17 protein-coding genes are annotated in these 13,412 nt (G+C 65.4%); 11 read left to right on the top strand and 6 right to left on the bottom strand.

Annotation, left to right across the window (positions count from 1 at the left end):
- Positions 1 to 7: 7 nt before the first annotated feature.
- From ACLV74_RS04270 to ACLV74_RS04255, 4 genes are read right to left on the bottom strand one after another with little or no spacing between them, the layout of a single operon-like run.
- A complete protein-coding gene (locus tag ACLV74_RS04270; protein ID WP_411878137.1) occupies positions 8 to 919 on the bottom strand; it encodes a metal ABC transporter substrate-binding protein in 912 nt (303 codons plus the stop codon).
- Positions 920 to 957: 38 nt separating this feature from the next.
- Complete coding sequence (locus ACLV74_RS04265; protein WP_411878136.1) at positions 958 to 1,872, bottom strand: metal ABC transporter permease; 915 nt, start codon at positions 1,870 to 1,872, stop codon at positions 958 to 960.
- Positions 1,872 to 2,636 carry a zinc ABC transporter ATP-binding protein AztA gene (gene aztA, locus ACLV74_RS04260; protein ID WP_411878135.1) on the bottom strand — a complete coding sequence of 255 codons (765 nt, stop codon included), beginning with the start codon at positions 2,634 to 2,636 and terminating at the stop codon, positions 1,872 to 1,874. Before aztA ends, ACLV74_RS04265 begins: the two co-directional genes overlap by 1 nt.
- Complete coding sequence (locus ACLV74_RS04255; protein WP_411878134.1) at positions 2,630 to 2,761, bottom strand: hypothetical protein; 132 nt, start codon at positions 2,759 to 2,761, stop codon at positions 2,630 to 2,632. The genes aztA and ACLV74_RS04255 overlap by 7 nt, the downstream gene beginning before the upstream one ends.
- A 207-nt stretch (positions 2,762 to 2,968) precedes the next feature.
- On the opposite strand from ACLV74_RS04255, the gene ACLV74_RS04250 reads away from it, so the two are divergent.
- The 11 genes from ACLV74_RS04250 (at position 2,969) to ACLV74_RS04200 (ending at position 12,274) form a co-directional block, all read left to right on the top strand.
- Positions 2,969 to 3,496, top strand: a complete 528-nt coding sequence (locus ACLV74_RS04250) for a Fur family transcriptional regulator (RefSeq protein ID WP_411878133.1) — start codon at positions 2,969 to 2,971, stop codon at positions 3,494 to 3,496.
- Positions 3,493 to 4,149, top strand: a complete 657-nt coding sequence (locus tag ACLV74_RS04245) for an ABC transporter ATP-binding protein (RefSeq protein WP_411878132.1) — start codon at positions 3,493 to 3,495, stop codon at positions 4,147 to 4,149. Before ACLV74_RS04250 ends, ACLV74_RS04245 begins: the two co-directional genes overlap by 4 nt.
- Positions 4,146 to 5,348: an ABC transporter permease gene (locus tag ACLV74_RS04240; protein WP_411878131.1), complete on the top strand. Its 1,203-nt coding sequence runs from the start codon at positions 4,146 to 4,148 to the stop codon at positions 5,346 to 5,348. The genes ACLV74_RS04245 and ACLV74_RS04240 overlap by 4 nt, the downstream gene beginning before the upstream one ends.
- 7 nt (positions 5,349 to 5,355) lie before the next feature.
- Positions 5,356 to 5,649 carry a hypothetical protein gene (locus ACLV74_RS04235; protein ID WP_411878130.1) on the top strand — a complete coding sequence of 98 codons (294 nt, stop codon included), beginning with the start codon at positions 5,356 to 5,358 and terminating at the stop codon, positions 5,647 to 5,649.
- 52 nt (positions 5,650 to 5,701) lie between these two features.
- On the top strand, positions 5,702 to 6,262 hold the full coding sequence (locus ACLV74_RS04230) for a DUF3299 domain-containing protein (RefSeq protein ID WP_411878129.1): 561 nt from the start codon (positions 5,702 to 5,704) through the stop codon (positions 6,260 to 6,262).
- Positions 6,243 to 6,674: a hypothetical protein gene (locus ACLV74_RS04225; RefSeq protein ID WP_411878128.1), complete on the top strand. Its 432-nt coding sequence runs from the start codon at positions 6,243 to 6,245 to the stop codon at positions 6,672 to 6,674. Before ACLV74_RS04230 ends, ACLV74_RS04225 begins: the two co-directional genes overlap by 20 nt.
- A gap of 80 nt (positions 6,675 to 6,754) precedes the next feature.
- Positions 6,755 to 8,878: a TonB-dependent receptor gene (locus ACLV74_RS04220; RefSeq protein ID WP_411878127.1), complete on the top strand. Its 2,124-nt coding sequence runs from the start codon at positions 6,755 to 6,757 to the stop codon at positions 8,876 to 8,878.
- A gap of 48 nt (positions 8,879 to 8,926) precedes the next feature.
- Positions 8,927 to 9,889: an AEC family transporter gene (locus ACLV74_RS04215; protein ID WP_411878126.1), complete on the top strand. Its 963-nt coding sequence runs from the start codon at positions 8,927 to 8,929 to the stop codon at positions 9,887 to 9,889.
- Positions 9,890 to 9,911: 22 nt separating this feature from the next.
- Positions 9,912 to 10,274, top strand: a complete 363-nt coding sequence (locus ACLV74_RS04210; RefSeq protein WP_411878125.1) for a DMT family protein — start codon at positions 9,912 to 9,914, stop codon at positions 10,272 to 10,274.
- Positions 10,275 to 10,461: 187 nt separating this feature from the next.
- On the top strand, positions 10,462 to 11,109 hold the full coding sequence (locus ACLV74_RS04205) for a DUF47 domain-containing protein (protein ID WP_411878124.1): 648 nt from the start codon (positions 10,462 to 10,464) through the stop codon (positions 11,107 to 11,109).
- Between the two features lie 127 nt (positions 11,110 to 11,236).
- A complete protein-coding gene (locus ACLV74_RS04200) occupies positions 11,237 to 12,274 on the top strand; it encodes an anion permease (RefSeq protein WP_411878123.1) in 1,038 nt (345 codons plus the stop codon).
- Here the strand turns inward: ACLV74_RS04200 and ACLV74_RS04195 are convergent, their stop codons facing one another.
- Positions 12,275 to 12,760: a hypothetical protein gene (locus ACLV74_RS04195; protein ID WP_411878122.1), complete on the bottom strand. Its 486-nt coding sequence runs from the start codon at positions 12,758 to 12,760 to the stop codon at positions 12,275 to 12,277.
- A 7-nt stretch (positions 12,761 to 12,767) separates the two neighbouring features.
- Positions 12,768 to 13,304: an N-acetyltransferase family protein gene (locus tag ACLV74_RS04190; RefSeq protein ID WP_411878121.1), complete on the bottom strand. Its 537-nt coding sequence runs from the start codon at positions 13,302 to 13,304 to the stop codon at positions 12,768 to 12,770.
- Positions 13,305 to 13,412 lie beyond the last annotated feature (108 nt).

Raw genomic sequence — 13,412 nt, 5'->3', positions numbered from 1 at the left:
GGCCACCTCAGTTCTGTTGCATTCCCGACAGCAGCTGCGTCACGTTGTGCCGCATCAGCCTGAGGTAGGTATCGGCCGGACCGCCCTGAGCCGACAGGGCATCGACATACAGCTCGGGCCCCACCGTCACGCCGGCGTCCTTGCTCAATTGGGCCAGCAGCTTGGGGTTGCTCATGTTTTCCACAAACACGGCCCTGATTTTTTCGCGCCGGATCTGCCGGATGAGCAGGGCAACTTCCTTGGCGCTGGGCTCGGCTTCGGTTGAAAGGCCCTGGGGCGCGAGGAAGCCGACCTGGTAGTGGGCGCCGAAATAGCCGAAGGCGTCGTGCGAGGTGATCACCTTGCGTTTGGCGGACGGGATGGCCGCGAACTGTTCTTTGGCCCATGCGTCCAGCGCCTGCAGTTCTTTGACGTATGCCTCGCTGTTTGCCTGGTAGCTTGAGGCGTTGGCCGGATCGAGTTGGCCCAATGCCGCGGCGATGTTGCGCACATAGACCATGACCAGGGTCGGGTCCTGCCAGGCGTGGGGGTCGGTTTCCGCGTGGCTGTGGCCTTTTTCGGCGGGCAGGGTGCGGGGCTTGACCCCCTGCGACGCGACGACGCTCCGGCCTTTGTAGCCGGCGGATTGGACCAGCTTTTGTGCCCAGGGCTCAAAGTCCAGGCCGTTGGTCACCAGCAGCCTGGTTTGCAGGATGTTTTTGGCGTCCTGCGGTTTGGGTTCGAACACATGGGCGTCCTCATCAGGGCCTACCAGGGTGGTGACGGACACCCGGTCGCCGCCGACCACGCGCACCAGGTCGCCAAGGATGCTGAAGCTGGCGAGCACCGGCAATTTGTCGGCGGCATGGCTGGTGGCGGCCACGGCGAAAAGCGCGAGCGCCGCCAGCTGGGTGATCAATTTTCGGAGAGGGATTTTCATGAGGTGCCTTGGAGTGACGAAAGAAACAGGGAAAAGATTCACGCGGTGCGCTGCCAGCGATGGAGCGCACGCGGCAGCCAGCCGCCGGGCGCCAGCAGCAGGGAGGCGAAGTACAGCGCGCCCGCGCAGCCAATGATGGTGGGGCCGGAGGGTGTGTCGAGGTGGTAAGACAGCAGCAACCCAAGGTAGCCGGCCAGCATGGCTTGCAGGCCGGCGTTGACGAGTTGCGCGGGCAGGGTGTTGTGCCAGAGCCTGCTGGAGACGGCGGGCAGCATCATCAGGCCCACGGCCATCAGCGTGCCCAGGGTCTGGAACCCCGCCACCAGGTTGACGACCACCAGCATCAAAAAGCCCTGTTGCCACACCCAGGGCCTCAAACCCCGGCGGCCGACGGCGCTTAAAAACACCGGGTCAAAACTCTCCAGCACCAGGCCGCGGTAAGCGGCGGCCAGCGCCAGCACGCTCACGCTCGCCACCGTGGCCACCAGCAACAAGCCGGACGTGTCGACCCCCAGCGCGCTGCCGAAGAGGATGTGCAGCAGGTCGAGCTGCGTGCCGTGGCCGGAGATCAATGTGACGCCCAGCGCCAGGGCCACCAGGTAGATGGCGGCCAGGCTGGCGTCTTCCTTCAGCACGGTGGAGCGGCTGACAAACCCGGCGAGCGCGGCCACCAGCATGCCGGCGATGACGCCGCCCGCCGCCATGGCGGTGAGAGACAGGCCGCACAGCATGAAGCCGATCGCGACGCCGGGCAGGATGGCGTGGCTGAGCGCGTCTCCCAGCAGGCTCATGCGCCGCAGGCTCAGGAAAACGCCGAGCGGCGCGGCACTCAGCGACAGTGCCAGCGTGGCCACCAGGGCCCGGCGCATGAAGGCGAATTCGGCAAAGGGCGCCACCAGCAGGTTCCACATGTCCAGGGTCAGGCCATGGTGAATATTCAGCGTGCTGTCCATCAGGCCGCGGCCTCTTGCATGTGCGCTACCGGCTGCGGGGGAATGATCCCGAAACCCCCGGCGGTTTCGTCCCATGCTTCGGCCATGCTACGGGACCGCGCAAGATTGGCTTCGGTCAACACCTGAGCGCTAGGCCCCCAGGCCACCAGCTCACGGGCCAGCAGCAAGGCCTGCGGAAAGTGGCGGCGCACTTGCGCATCGTCGTGCAGCACGGCGATCACGGTGCGCTGCTGCCGGTGCCACTGCGTGACCAGCGCAAGCAGCGCCGAGGTGGTTTTGCCGTCCATGGCGCTGAAGGGCTCGTCCAGCAGAATCAGGTCGGCGTCCTGGACCAGCAAGCGGGCAAACAGCACCCGTTGCAACTGGCCGCTGGAGAGGGCGCCGAGGGGCCGGCGTTCAAACCCCTCCAGTCCCACGGCATGCAGGGCGGCATCGACGCGCGCCAGTTGTACGCCTTGCACGCCGCCCCACGCGCCTTGGGTGGGCCAGCAACCCAGCAGCACGCAGTCGCGCACGTCGATCGGAAAGCCGCGGTCAATTTCGGCGAGTTGCGGCAGGTAAGCGATGCGCGCGCGCGGCACGGATACGGCCACCCGCCCGGCCGTGGCCGGCAGCAACCCGGCGATGCTTTTGAGCAGCGTACTTTTTCCGGAGCCGTTGGGCCCGATTACCGCGGTGAGCGAACCCCGCGCAAAGCGGCCGCTGATGTGATGAAGCGCCGGGTGCCGGCGGTAGCTGACGCTGAGGCCTTCCAGTGTCACCACGGCGCGGACTCCAGGCTGGCCCAGCTGACCGCCAGCCACAGCAGTGCCACGGCAGGCACGACGGCCAGTACACGCAGCCAGGCGGGCCAGGCCAGCACGCTGCGTGCGGGATGTTTTTTGCTCATCAAGGGGAAGGGTGTCGGTGAGGGCGGCAAGTGATATCCCGTCTTTACAAATTCAGCCTGGAGGGTGTGCAAAAAAATCGCAGAATCAACGCGATAATGCAACTCGATTGCAGTATAGTTTAGTGCAACTGTGTTGCGTTATTTCTATGGCCTGACGTATCGCATGATTTATTGCGCGTATTTGGCAGACGGAAAACCCAAAGACCCATGGCCTCATCCATTCCCCCAAGCGGCCACGCGGCCGACCCCATAGACACGCTGCTGTCTGCCCACGGCCTGCGCCGTACGGCGGCGGCGCGCCGCGTGCTGGGCTGGCTGCTGGCGCATCCGGACACCAGCTACACGCATGCGCAGCTGCAGGCGGCGCTCGCTGACGACGATGCCGAGGTGGCGCTGGACCGGGTCACCTTGTACCGGCTGATTGACCGGCTCACGCAGGTCGGTTTGCTGCTGTGCCGGGTCGATGCCAAGCGCGTGCGGCGCTACCAGGCCATGCCCAGCAGCGTGCATGCGATCCCGCACTTTGAATGCCAGAGCTGCCACCGCGACAGCCCTTTGTCCGGGGCGCTTTCGGGCGCGCGTTCGGGGGCCTTGAAGGCCAGCGCCAAAGACCTGGAGCGTGCCGCGCAGACCGCGCTGGAGGCTTTGAAGGCCCTGGGCTACCAGGGCATGAGCATGGACTTCGCCGTGCGCGGCGTCTGTGCAGACTGCGCGACCGGTGCGGCCTCCTCATGATCAGCACGCGCCAGCTCGCGTACCGCTACGCAAAGGGTCCTGAACTTCGCTTCGAGGATGTGGACGTGGCGCAGGGCGGCGTGCTGCTGCTGCGCGGCGCTTCGGGTTCGGGCAAGTCGACCTGGCTGGCGCTGGCCGCCGGTTTGCTGGCGCCGGCTGAAGGCGACATCACCGTGGCGGGGCAATCATTGAAGACATTGGGCAAGCTTGCAAGTGATGCGTGGCGTGCCGCCACCATCGGCTTTCTGCCGCAAAAGCTGCATCTGAGTGCGGCGCTCACGGTGCACGGCAACCTGGCGATGGCGCAGTGGGCCGCGGGCCGGCCGGCCGATGAGGGCCGCATCAGCGAAGCACTGGCCGCGCTGGACGTTCAGGCGCTGGCGCAGCGCAAGCCGGCCCAACTTTCGGGCGGCCAGGCGCAACGCGTGGCGCTGGCACGCGCAGTGTTGCTCAAGCCGCAGGTGATCCTGGCGGACGAGCCCACGGCCAGCCTGGACGACGAGGCCGCGGCGGCTTCGCTGGACTTGCTGCGGGCGACGGCGCGGCAGCAGGGCGCGACGCTGGTGATTGCCACGCACGATGCCCGCGTGGCGGAATTTTTCAAAGACGAAAAAGGCTTCAAGGCCTTGCAACTCGGGCGAAGCCGGCCATGAAGACCATCGCATTCGCCTGGCGTTACCTGTGGTCGCGCCCGCTGGCCGCGGCGCTCAACCTGTTGCTGCTCACGCTGGGGCTGGCTTCCATCACTTTTTTGCTGCTGGTCGGCCACCAGATCAACCAGGCTTTTGACCGCGACCTGGCCGGCATCGATGTGGTGGTGGGCGCCAAGGGCAGCCCCATGCAACTGATCCTCTCGGGCGTGTTCCACCTCGACGTGCCGACAGGCAACGTGCCGCTGGCCGCGGTGAAGGAACTCGAAAAACACCCGCAGGTTGCCAAAATCATTCCCATCAGCCTGGGCGACAGCTTTCGCGGCTTTCGCATCGTGGGCACCACGCCCGAGTACATCAGCCATTACGACGCGCAACTGGCGCAAGGCACGCTGTGGGCCAAACCCATGCAGGCGGTGATAGGCGCGCAGGTCGCGCAGCAGAGCGGCCTCAAGGTGGGCGACAGCTTTACCGGCACGCACGGCCTGGGCGGCGGGGGCGAGGAACACAAGCTGAGCCCCTATGTGGTCTCCGGCGTGCTGGCGACCAGCCGCACGGTGCTGAACCGCCTGGTGCTCACGGCCACCGAATCGGTCTGGCAGGTGCACGAGACCGATACCGCGCTGGACGACGACGACCGCAAGGTGCTGGAAGAAGACCGCGAAATCACGCTGGCGCTGATCCAGTACAAAACGCCGCTGGCGGCGGTGACCTTCCCGCGCTACATCAACAGCAGCACCGAGATGCAGGCCGCCGCGCCGGCGCTGGAGATCACGCGCCTGCTCAGCATGGTGGGCGTGGGCACCGACGTGCTGCGCGCGTTGGCCGGCGTGCTGCTGCTCACCGCCGGCCTCAGTGTGTTTATCGCGCTGTGGGGCGCGGTGCGCGAGCGCCGGGCCGACCTGGCGCTGCTGCGCATGCTGGGCGCGCCGCCGGGCAAGGTGGCCGGCCTGCTGCTGTGCGAGGCGCTGTGGCTGGCGCTGCTCGCCACCGTGCTGGGCGTGCTGGCGGGGCAGGGCCTGACGGCCTTGCTGGCCTGGGCGCTGCAGCTGGAAAATTCCGTGTTGATCGGCGCCATGGCATGGCCGGTCGAACTGGTCAGTGTGCCGGTATTGGCCTTGGGGGTGGCGCTGGCGTCCGCGCTGCTGCCCGCCTGGGAAGCCTACCGGGTCAGTGTGTTTGAACTTCTCCAATCAAGGTAACTTTCTCATGACAAACCTTCGTTCCATCAAGACATTCCTCACCGTCTCCCCCATCCTCGCCGCCATTGCCGCGGTGGCGCTCAGCGTCAGCTTCTCCGTCGCCCATGCGCAGCACAACGACAAGGACAGCAAGGAAACCAAGGAAGACATCCAGCGCCACCGCGCCATGGCCGCCGCCCACGAAGGCGCGGCCAGATGCCTGGAGTCGGGTAAAAAAGACGAAGTCTGCGAAAAAGAACTGCAAGCCGCTTGCAAAGGTCTGGCGGTCGGCAAATACTGCGGCATGAAGCACGTTCACTGAGCCTGGCGAACCGTCCAGGCCAGAGCCCGCGCCACACCTGCAGGAGTCCCGCATGAACCCTATCCTTCGCAATTGCCTGAGCCAGGCCGCCGCGCTGGCCTGCGGCCTGTCCGTCATGGTCGCAGGCGCGCAGACGCTGTCTTCGCCGGTGGCGGGCGCCAAGCCGGCCGCGCCGGCGCCGGGCTTTGACTTGCCGGTGGGCCAGGGCGCCGGCGTGCACGGCGCCAACAGCCCGTTCCCGCCGCTCGCGGCCCGCGGCGACGTGGTGCCCTGGTCGGTGCTGACGGCGGTGAAGACCAAAAACGAGAAGAACCGCATCCTGCCGGTCTTCAACCTGGACCAGATGGCGCTGAACCAGAAGACCCAGCGCATCCAGGGCTTCATGATGCCGCTGGACCCGGGCGAAAAACAAAAGCACTTCCTGCTCTCGTCGGTGCCGCTGACCTGCGCTTTCTGCCTGCCGGGCGGGCCCGAGAGCATGGTCGAGGTCAAGACCAAAACGCCGGTCAAATACAGCATGGAGCCGGTGGTGGTGGAGGGGCGCTTCCTCGTCCTCAATGACGACTCTTACGGCCTCTACTACCGGATCACGGATGCCACCAGCGTCAAGTGAACGCCGGGGCGTGAGTCACGCCAGGGCCTTGCTTTGGCTGCTGGCCGCTTCGCTGCTGCTCGCGCAATTGCTGGGGCTGATGCACGGCGTGGTGCATGGCCCGCAGGCGCACATGCATTCGCATTCACATGCGCATCACGGCGGCCATCACCAGGAACACGCCGCGCTTGCGCATGCCGGAGAGGCGGGTGAGGGTGAGGGCAGCTGGCTGGCCGCGCTGTTCTCTTCGCATGACGGCGATTCGGACTGCCGCCTGTTCGACCAGGCCAGCCACGGCCAGGCGGCGCCCACCTTGCCCATGCTGAGTTTGCCGCTGGTGCTTTGCACCGTGGCGTTTGACATTTCCCGCGGCGAAGCACTCGCCCGCTGGGCCGCGCTCTTCGACGCGCGCGGCCCGCCTTCCACTCGCTGAGATCCCTCCAGTTGCTTCGTGCGGCCACCCTGGCCAGGCGCAGCCATGCCCTTTTGCTTTCTCCGATTCAGCGAGTCTCCATGAAACCACCTCCTCCAAACAGCGCACTGCGCGCTGCCCCTTTCCTGCGCGGCGCCGTCCCGCATGCCGTTCTGCTGCTGGCGCTTTCGTGCGCTATCGCCCACGCGCAAACCGCCGCGCCTGCAAGCACCCTCAAGGAAGTCACCATCACCGGCAACCCCCTGGGCGCCACAGACCTGATCGCGCCGGCCGCGCAGTATTTGGGCACCGGGCTGCTGCTGCGCGCCAAAACCACGCTGGGCGAAACACTGGACGGCGTGCCGGGCGTGAGCAGCACCTACTTCGGCCCCAACGCGAGCCGGCCCATCATCCGCGGCCTGGACGGCGACCGCATCCGCATCCTGGGCAACGGCGGCGCGACGCTGGACGCCTCCAGCCTGAGCTACGACCATGCGGTCACCAGCGACCCGATCAGCATCGAGCGCATCGAGGTGCTGCGCGGCCCCGGCGCCTTGCTCTACGGCGGCAGCGCCGTGGGCGGAGTGGTCAACGTCATCGACAACCGCATCCCGCGCGAGCCGCTGTTCGATGAAAAAGGCGGTGTGGGCGGCAAGGTGGACCTGGGCCTTGCCACCGGCAACCGCGAAAAAAGCAGCGGCGTGCTGCTTGAAGGCGGCAACAACCGCTATGCCCTGCATGTGGACGTGTTCAACCGCGAGACTGGTGACGTGAAGGTGCCCACGGACCTCGCCTGCGGCAAGGGCGGCATCAACACCTTCACCAACCGCATCTGCAATTCGGACAGCAAGGTGCACGGCGGCGCGGCCGGCGGCTCGGTTTTTTTCGACCATGGCTACCTGGGCGCCGCCATCAGCACCTACCGCAGCAACTACGGCACGGTGGCCGAAGACGACGTGACGATAGACATGAAATCGAATCGTGTGGCGCTGGAGGGTGAGGTGCGCGACCTGGGTGGCTTTATCCAGAGCGTGAAGGGCCAGCTGAGCCACACCGACTACCAGCACACCGAATTTGAAGGCCCCAATCCTGGCACCGTGTTCAAGAACAAGGGCAGCGATTTCCGGCTGGAGGCGCGCCACGCCCGTATCGGCAAGCTGGACGGCCTGCTCGGCTTCCAGGCCGAGAACAACCGCTTCTCGGCCGACGGCGCCGAGGCCTTTGCACCCTACAGCAAGACCTCGCAGAACGCCGTGTTCGCCTATGAGGAATACGCCACCGACTGGGGCAAGCTGAGCTTTGGCGGCCGTCTGGAGTCGGTCAAGGTGGAATCGCTGGGGAATCCGCTGGTGGCACGCTTCGCACCGCTGACGCGCGACTTCACGCCGCACAGCTATGCGCTGGGCGCCTTGTGGAATGCGGCGCCGGGCTGGCAGCTCACCAGCAACCTGGCCTACACCGAACGTGCGCCCAAGGACTACGAGCTTTTCGCCCAGGGGCCGCACGTGGCGACCAAAGCCTGGGAAACCGGCGACGCCACGCTGGGCAAGGAGAAATCCACCAGCCTGGACGTGGGCGCCAGCTGGAAGTCCGGCGCCAACAGCTTCAGCGCCAATGCCTATGTGCACCGCTTCAAGAACTACATCGGCCTGCTGGCCACGGGCAACAACTACGGGCAGGAGGACGGCGCGCTCAACCCGGCCGACCTGGACGGCGACGGCGCGGACGACAAGGACCCGGACAACAAGCTGCTGCCGGAGTTCGCCTACACCGGGGTGCGCGCGCGCTTTGTGGGCATGGAAGCCAGCGGCAACATACGGCTGATTGAGGGCGCTTCAAGCCTGGACCTTGCCCTGCGCGGCGATGTCGTGCGCGCCACCAACCTCAGCAACGGCCAGCCGCTGCCGCGTATCGCGCCGGCGCGCCTGGGCGCCAGCCTGATCTGGGCCAACGGGCCCTGGGGCGGCAGCTTGGGCTTTGACCACTCGATGGCGCAAAACCGCGTGGCCGCCGGCCAGCGCGCGACGTTCGCCTATACGCTGTGGAACCTCGCGGCCACCTACCGCATGAAGGCCGGGGTCAGCAACGTCCTCTGGTACGCGAAGCTGGACAACCTGACCAACCAGCTGGCCTACAGCGCGGCCTCGGTGCTGACCACCACGGCATTCCCCAAGGCGCCGCTGCCGGGACGCAGCCTGAAAGTGGGCATGCAGCTCGCGTTTTAAGCAATGCCGGGAGCAGGGCGGCGGGGACCGCAAGCTAAGATTGCGCGCATGAACCAGCTTGTCTTTGAGTCCCTGTTTCCGGTTGTGCTGTTGATTGCCGCGGGTTACGCGGCGGGCCGGGCCCAGTGGATCAGGGCCGATGCCGTCAAGGACCTCTCGAACCTGATTTTTTTGCTGCTCACACCGGCGCTGCTGTTTCGCACCATGAGCCGGGTGCGCATCGAGCAACTGGACTTCAAGCCGGTGCTGGCTTACTTCCTGGCCGTCATCATCCTCTTCGGCGGCACCCTGCTGCTGCAGGGCTTCAACCGCCGCGCCGCAGTGCTGGCGCTGGCCAATACTTTTTCCAACACCGTCATGATAGGCATCGCGCTGATAGGCCTGATGTACGGACCCGAAGGGCTGGTGACGCTGTTCACGCTGGTCTCGGTGCATTCGCTGGTGCTGCTGACCAGCGCCACGGTGGTGCTGGAGCTCGCGGTGGCCCATGAGCAAAAGCTGGGCACGAACGACGAGGTGACCTCCGCGCCGCGGCATCCGGTGGCCACCGTGATGATGGCCGTGAAGAACGCGCTGCTGCACCCGGTGCCGCTGCCCATCATCGCCGGCCTGCTGTTCGCGCAGACGGGCCTGGCGATTCCCGCAGTGGTCGACAAGCCGCTGGAGCTGCTCGCCAACGCCTTCGGCCCGCTGGCCCTGGTGATGGTGGGCGTCACCCTGGCCAACACGCGCGTGGGCCAACACTGGCGCCAGGCGCTGGCGCTGGCCGGCGTGAAGAATCTGCTGCACCCGCTGCTGGTGTTCGGCCTGTGCCGGCTGCTGGGCGTGAGCGGCGTGCCCATGGCGGTGATGGTGGTGGCCTCGGCCCTGCCTATCGGCGCCAACGTGTTTTTGTTTTCGCAGCGCTACAAGGTGGCCGAAGAGCTGATCACCGCCAGCGTGGTGGTCTCCACCGCGCTGGCCATGGTGACGCTGACCGTGGTGCTGTTGCTGGTCGGCCATTTCGGCTGATGTTTACACCGGAGTCCTTCTGATGCAATTCCTCCAATCCCTGCCGGTGTCGGCGCAAACCATAGGCCTGCTGCTGCTGTCCAATGTGTTCATGACCTTTGCCTGGTATGGGCACCTGAAGAACCTGGCGACCTCGCCCTGGTACGTCGCGGCGCTGATCAGCTGGGGCATCGCCCTGTTTGAATACCTGCTGCAGGTGCCCGGCAACCGCATCGGCTTCACCCAGTTCAGCGTGGGCCAGCTCAAGATCATGCAGGAGGTCATCACCCTCACCGTGTTCGTGCCCTTCGCCGTGTTCTACCTGAACGAGCCGCTCAAGCTTGATTACCTGTGGGCTGCGCTTTGCATGGTGGGCGCGGTGTATTTCATTTTCCGCTCCGCCTGACCCAATCCTTCACGGATAGGGGTTTTAAACCAGCCAGGGCCGCGGGACTGGCTTCGCCAGACCGCAGGCGCAGCGGCCCCCTCGGGGGGGCAGGAAGCTACACGCAGTGAGCGACCGTGGGGGCAAGGTAAACTTCCCGGTTGTCATAAAACCGTCATATTTCTGACGCATTCCCCCAGGAGTTCTCATGCTGTTTGGCAAATTGCTGCCGCGCGAAGGCAATTTTTTCGAGATGTTCAACCAGCATGCCGAACGGATCGTGGAGGCGGCCCATGCCTTTTCCAACCTGGTTGCCAATTACAGCGACGTGGAAAAGCGTGAGTCCTTCAACCGCGAAGTCGACCATGCCGAGCGCGCCGCCGACCGCATCACGCATGAGGTCAACCGCGCGCTGCACAAGACCTTCATCACACCGATAGACCGCGAGCAGATCCACAAGCTCATCAACACCATGGACGACGTCGCCGACCTGATCCAGGATTCGGCCGAAACCATGGCGCTTTACGACGTGCGCCACATGACGGACGACATCGTGCGGCTGACCGACCTCAGCGTCAAATGCTGTGAACGCCTGCAGGAAGCCGTGGCGCTGATCGAAAAAGTCAGCGATGCCGCGACGGCCGAAGCTGCGCTCAAGACCTGCGAGGAAATCGACAAGCTCGAATCCGACGCCGACCGCGTGATGCGCTCGGCCATGAGCCGGCTGTTCCGCGAGGAGCCCGACGTGCGCGAGGTCATCAAGCTCAAGGCCGTCTACGAACTGCTCGAAACCATCACCGACAAGTGCGAGGACGTGGCCAACCTGATCGAGGGCATCGTCCTCGAAAACTCCTGAAGATGGCAGCCCCCACGCTCCTCGCTTCGCGTAGTTCGCTGCCCCCCGAGGGGGCTGGCCTTGCTTGGGGCGGCCCGGCGCTGCGGCCCGGCGCATTCGTTTCCCTAGCCAACTCATTGAGATAAATATGCAAACCGTACAGGCCGCCCTGTGGGTGGTGTTCCTGCTGGTCTTCCTGGCCATCGCCTTCGACTTCATGAACGGCTTTCATGACGCGGCCAACTCGATCGCCACGGTGGTGTCGACGGGCGTGCTCAAGCCGGGGCAGGCGGTGCTGTTCGCCGCCTTCTTCAACTTCCTGGCCTATTTCATCTTCCACCTGAGCGTGGCGGCGACTATCGGCAAGGGCATCGTGATGCCGGGTGTCGTCGACACCCACGTGGTGTTCGGCGCATTGATGGGCGCCATCACCTGGAACATCGTCACCTGGTTCTACGGCATCCCGAGCAGCTCCTCGCATGCGCTGATAGGCGGCATCGTGGGCGCGGTGATCGCCAAGGCCGGCGCCAGCGCGCTGATCGCCTCGGGCGTGTTCAAGGTGGTGGCTTTTATCTTCGTGTCGCCCCTGCTGGGGTTTTTGCTGGGCTCGCTGATGATGGTGGCCGTGGCCTGGGTGTGTCGCAGGACGACCCCGTCGAAGGCCGACCGATGGTTTCGCCGGCTGCAGCTGGTGTCCGCGGGCGCCTACAGCCTGGGCCATGGCGGCAATGACGCGCAGAAAACCGCCGGCATCATCTGGCTGCTGCTGATCGCCGCGACCACCAGCAACGTGCAGGGTCTGCCGGTCTGGATGATGGCGACCACCGAGCACCTGCCGATCTGGGTGGTCATCGTCTGCTACATCGCCATCGGCTTCGGCACCATGTTCGGCGGCTGGCGCATCGTGAAAACCATGGGCCAGAGAATCACCAAGCTCAAACCCGTGGGCGGCTTCTGCGCCGAAACCGGCGGCGCGCTGACGCTGTTCCTGGCAACCGCGCTGGGCATTCCCGTTTCCACCACGCACACCATCACCGGTGCCATCGTAGGCGTGGGTTCCACGCAGCGAGCCTCCGCAGTGCGCTGGGGCGTGGCGGGCAACATTGTCTGGGCCTGGATTTTCACGATCCCCGCTTCAGCGTTCGTGGCCGCGATCGCCTACTGGGTCAGCCTGCAGGTGTTCTGATTACTGGGATATCTTCTTGGCTTCTTCAACTTGATATTCGAAGTAGCGCTGGAAGCTGAAGACGATGCTGGACATCAGTGAAATCGTGCCGAACAGCAGCGCGAACACCACCGCGCCTATGGTCAGCCAGTTGGTGTTGCCGGCCTGGGTGGCCGGTGTGCCGGCGTTGTGCAGCGCATTCCATTTTTCCGTCGGCATCAGGCCGTAATAAATAGCGGTCAGCGCCGTGCCGGCCAGCGTGAAGCCCAGCAGCGGAATCAGCACCCAGGCGAGGTGGTCGTCCTGGCCGTACAACCGCACACGTTCCACGCCCCACCAGCCCAGCGCGGCGGCGATAGGATGCAGCCAGGCCCAGACGTCGCCCAGGCCGAACAGGTAGAGGCGATGAACGCCAAGCTGGCCGGTGATGAAGGCCAGCCAGGCGGCCAGGGTTTTGTTTTTGGGGGCTTTGGGGACTATGGGGGAGGGGGCGGTGGCGGTCTGCATGCGGTGATTATGCGGCGGGCTGCCCGGGCGGCGCTTGCGTGTCGCCCGCGCCCAGGGTTTTTTCCATGATGACGATGTCGCGCCAGGCGCCGAACTTCCAGCCGCAGGAGCGGACGGTGCCGACCTCGGTGAAGCCCAGCGAGCGGTGCACGCCCACCGATCCGGCATTGGCTGAATCACCAATCACCGCCATGGCCTTGCGAATGCCCACGGCTTCAAACCGCGCCAGCAGCTCGGCCAGCAGGGCGCGGCCCAGGCCCTTGCGGTGCTGGTCGGGCGCCAGGTAAATCGAATCTTCCACCGAAAAGCGGTAGGCCGGGCGCGGCTTGAACCAGTTGCCGTAGGCGAAGCCGGCGATCTTGCCGTCCTGTTCGGCAACCAGGTAAGGCAATCCTTTGGACAGCACATCGGCACGCCGGGCGGTCATGTCGGCCACGCTGGGCGGCTCGGTTTCAAAGGTTCCGGTGCCGTGCAGCACGTGGTGGCTGTAGATGGCGGTGATGGCGGGAATGTCTTCGTCGCGGCTCGGGCGTATGAGGGGCATGTCGGTGGCAAAGGAGGTTGGGGAGGGTTGAACGGGAGGCAAAACGCTGTGAAAGCGAACCGAAGAAGGGCGAATTTCCGGTAAAACCGTTCCGCAGGCTATAATCTC

This window comes from Polaromonas sp. YR568, assembly GCF_943369415.1.
GTDB lineage: Bacteria > Pseudomonadota > Gammaproteobacteria > Burkholderiales > Burkholderiaceae_C > Polaromonas.
The sequence above is the reverse complement of the archived record's forward strand: the minus strand, read 5'-3'. Positions and strand labels throughout refer to the sequence as shown.

What these genes read in the sequence shown, in the direction of transcription:
- ACLV74_RS04250 (WP_411878133.1), top strand. Translation starts at nt 2,969, where the DNA reads ATGGCCTCATCCATTCCCCCAAGCGGCCACGCGGCCGACCCCATAGAC.
- ACLV74_RS04215 (WP_411878126.1), top strand. Translation starts at nt 8,927, where the DNA reads ATGAACCAGCTTGTCTTTGAGTCCCTGTTTCCGGTTGTGCTGTTGATT.
- ACLV74_RS04195 (WP_411878122.1), bottom strand. Translation starts at nt 12,760, where the DNA reads ATGCAGACCGCCACCGCCCCCTCCCCCATAGTCCCCAAAGCCCCCAAA.
- ACLV74_RS04255 (WP_411878134.1), bottom strand. Translation starts at nt 2,761, where the DNA reads ATGAGCAAAAAACATCCCGCACGCAGCGTGCTGGCCTGGCCCGCCTGG.
- ACLV74_RS04225 (WP_411878128.1), top strand. Translation starts at nt 6,243, where the DNA reads ATGCCACCAGCGTCAAGTGAACGCCGGGGCGTGAGTCACGCCAGGGCC.
- ACLV74_RS04235 (WP_411878130.1), top strand. Translation starts at nt 5,356, where the DNA reads ATGACAAACCTTCGTTCCATCAAGACATTCCTCACCGTCTCCCCCATC.
- ACLV74_RS04245 (WP_411878132.1), top strand. Translation starts at nt 3,493, where the DNA reads ATGATCAGCACGCGCCAGCTCGCGTACCGCTACGCAAAGGGTCCTGAA.
- ACLV74_RS04270 (WP_411878137.1), bottom strand. Translation starts at nt 919, where the DNA reads ATGAAAATCCCTCTCCGAAAATTGATCACCCAGCTGGCGGCGCTCGCG.
- ACLV74_RS04220 (WP_411878127.1), top strand. Translation starts at nt 6,755, where the DNA reads ATGAAACCACCTCCTCCAAACAGCGCACTGCGCGCTGCCCCTTTCCTG.
- ACLV74_RS04240 (WP_411878131.1), top strand. Translation starts at nt 4,146, where the DNA reads ATGAAGACCATCGCATTCGCCTGGCGTTACCTGTGGTCGCGCCCGCTG.
- ACLV74_RS04190 (WP_411878121.1), bottom strand. Translation starts at nt 13,304, where the DNA reads ATGCCCCTCATACGCCCGAGCCGCGACGAAGACATTCCCGCCATCACC.
- ACLV74_RS04205 (WP_411878124.1), top strand. Translation starts at nt 10,462, where the DNA reads ATGCTGTTTGGCAAATTGCTGCCGCGCGAAGGCAATTTTTTCGAGATG.
- ACLV74_RS04200 (WP_411878123.1), top strand. Translation starts at nt 11,237, where the DNA reads ATGCAAACCGTACAGGCCGCCCTGTGGGTGGTGTTCCTGCTGGTCTTC.
- ACLV74_RS04265 (WP_411878136.1), bottom strand. Translation starts at nt 1,872, where the DNA reads ATGGACAGCACGCTGAATATTCACCATGGCCTGACCCTGGACATGTGG.
- ACLV74_RS04230 (WP_411878129.1), top strand. Translation starts at nt 5,702, where the DNA reads ATGAACCCTATCCTTCGCAATTGCCTGAGCCAGGCCGCCGCGCTGGCC.
- ACLV74_RS04210 (WP_411878125.1), top strand. Translation starts at nt 9,912, where the DNA reads ATGCAATTCCTCCAATCCCTGCCGGTGTCGGCGCAAACCATAGGCCTG.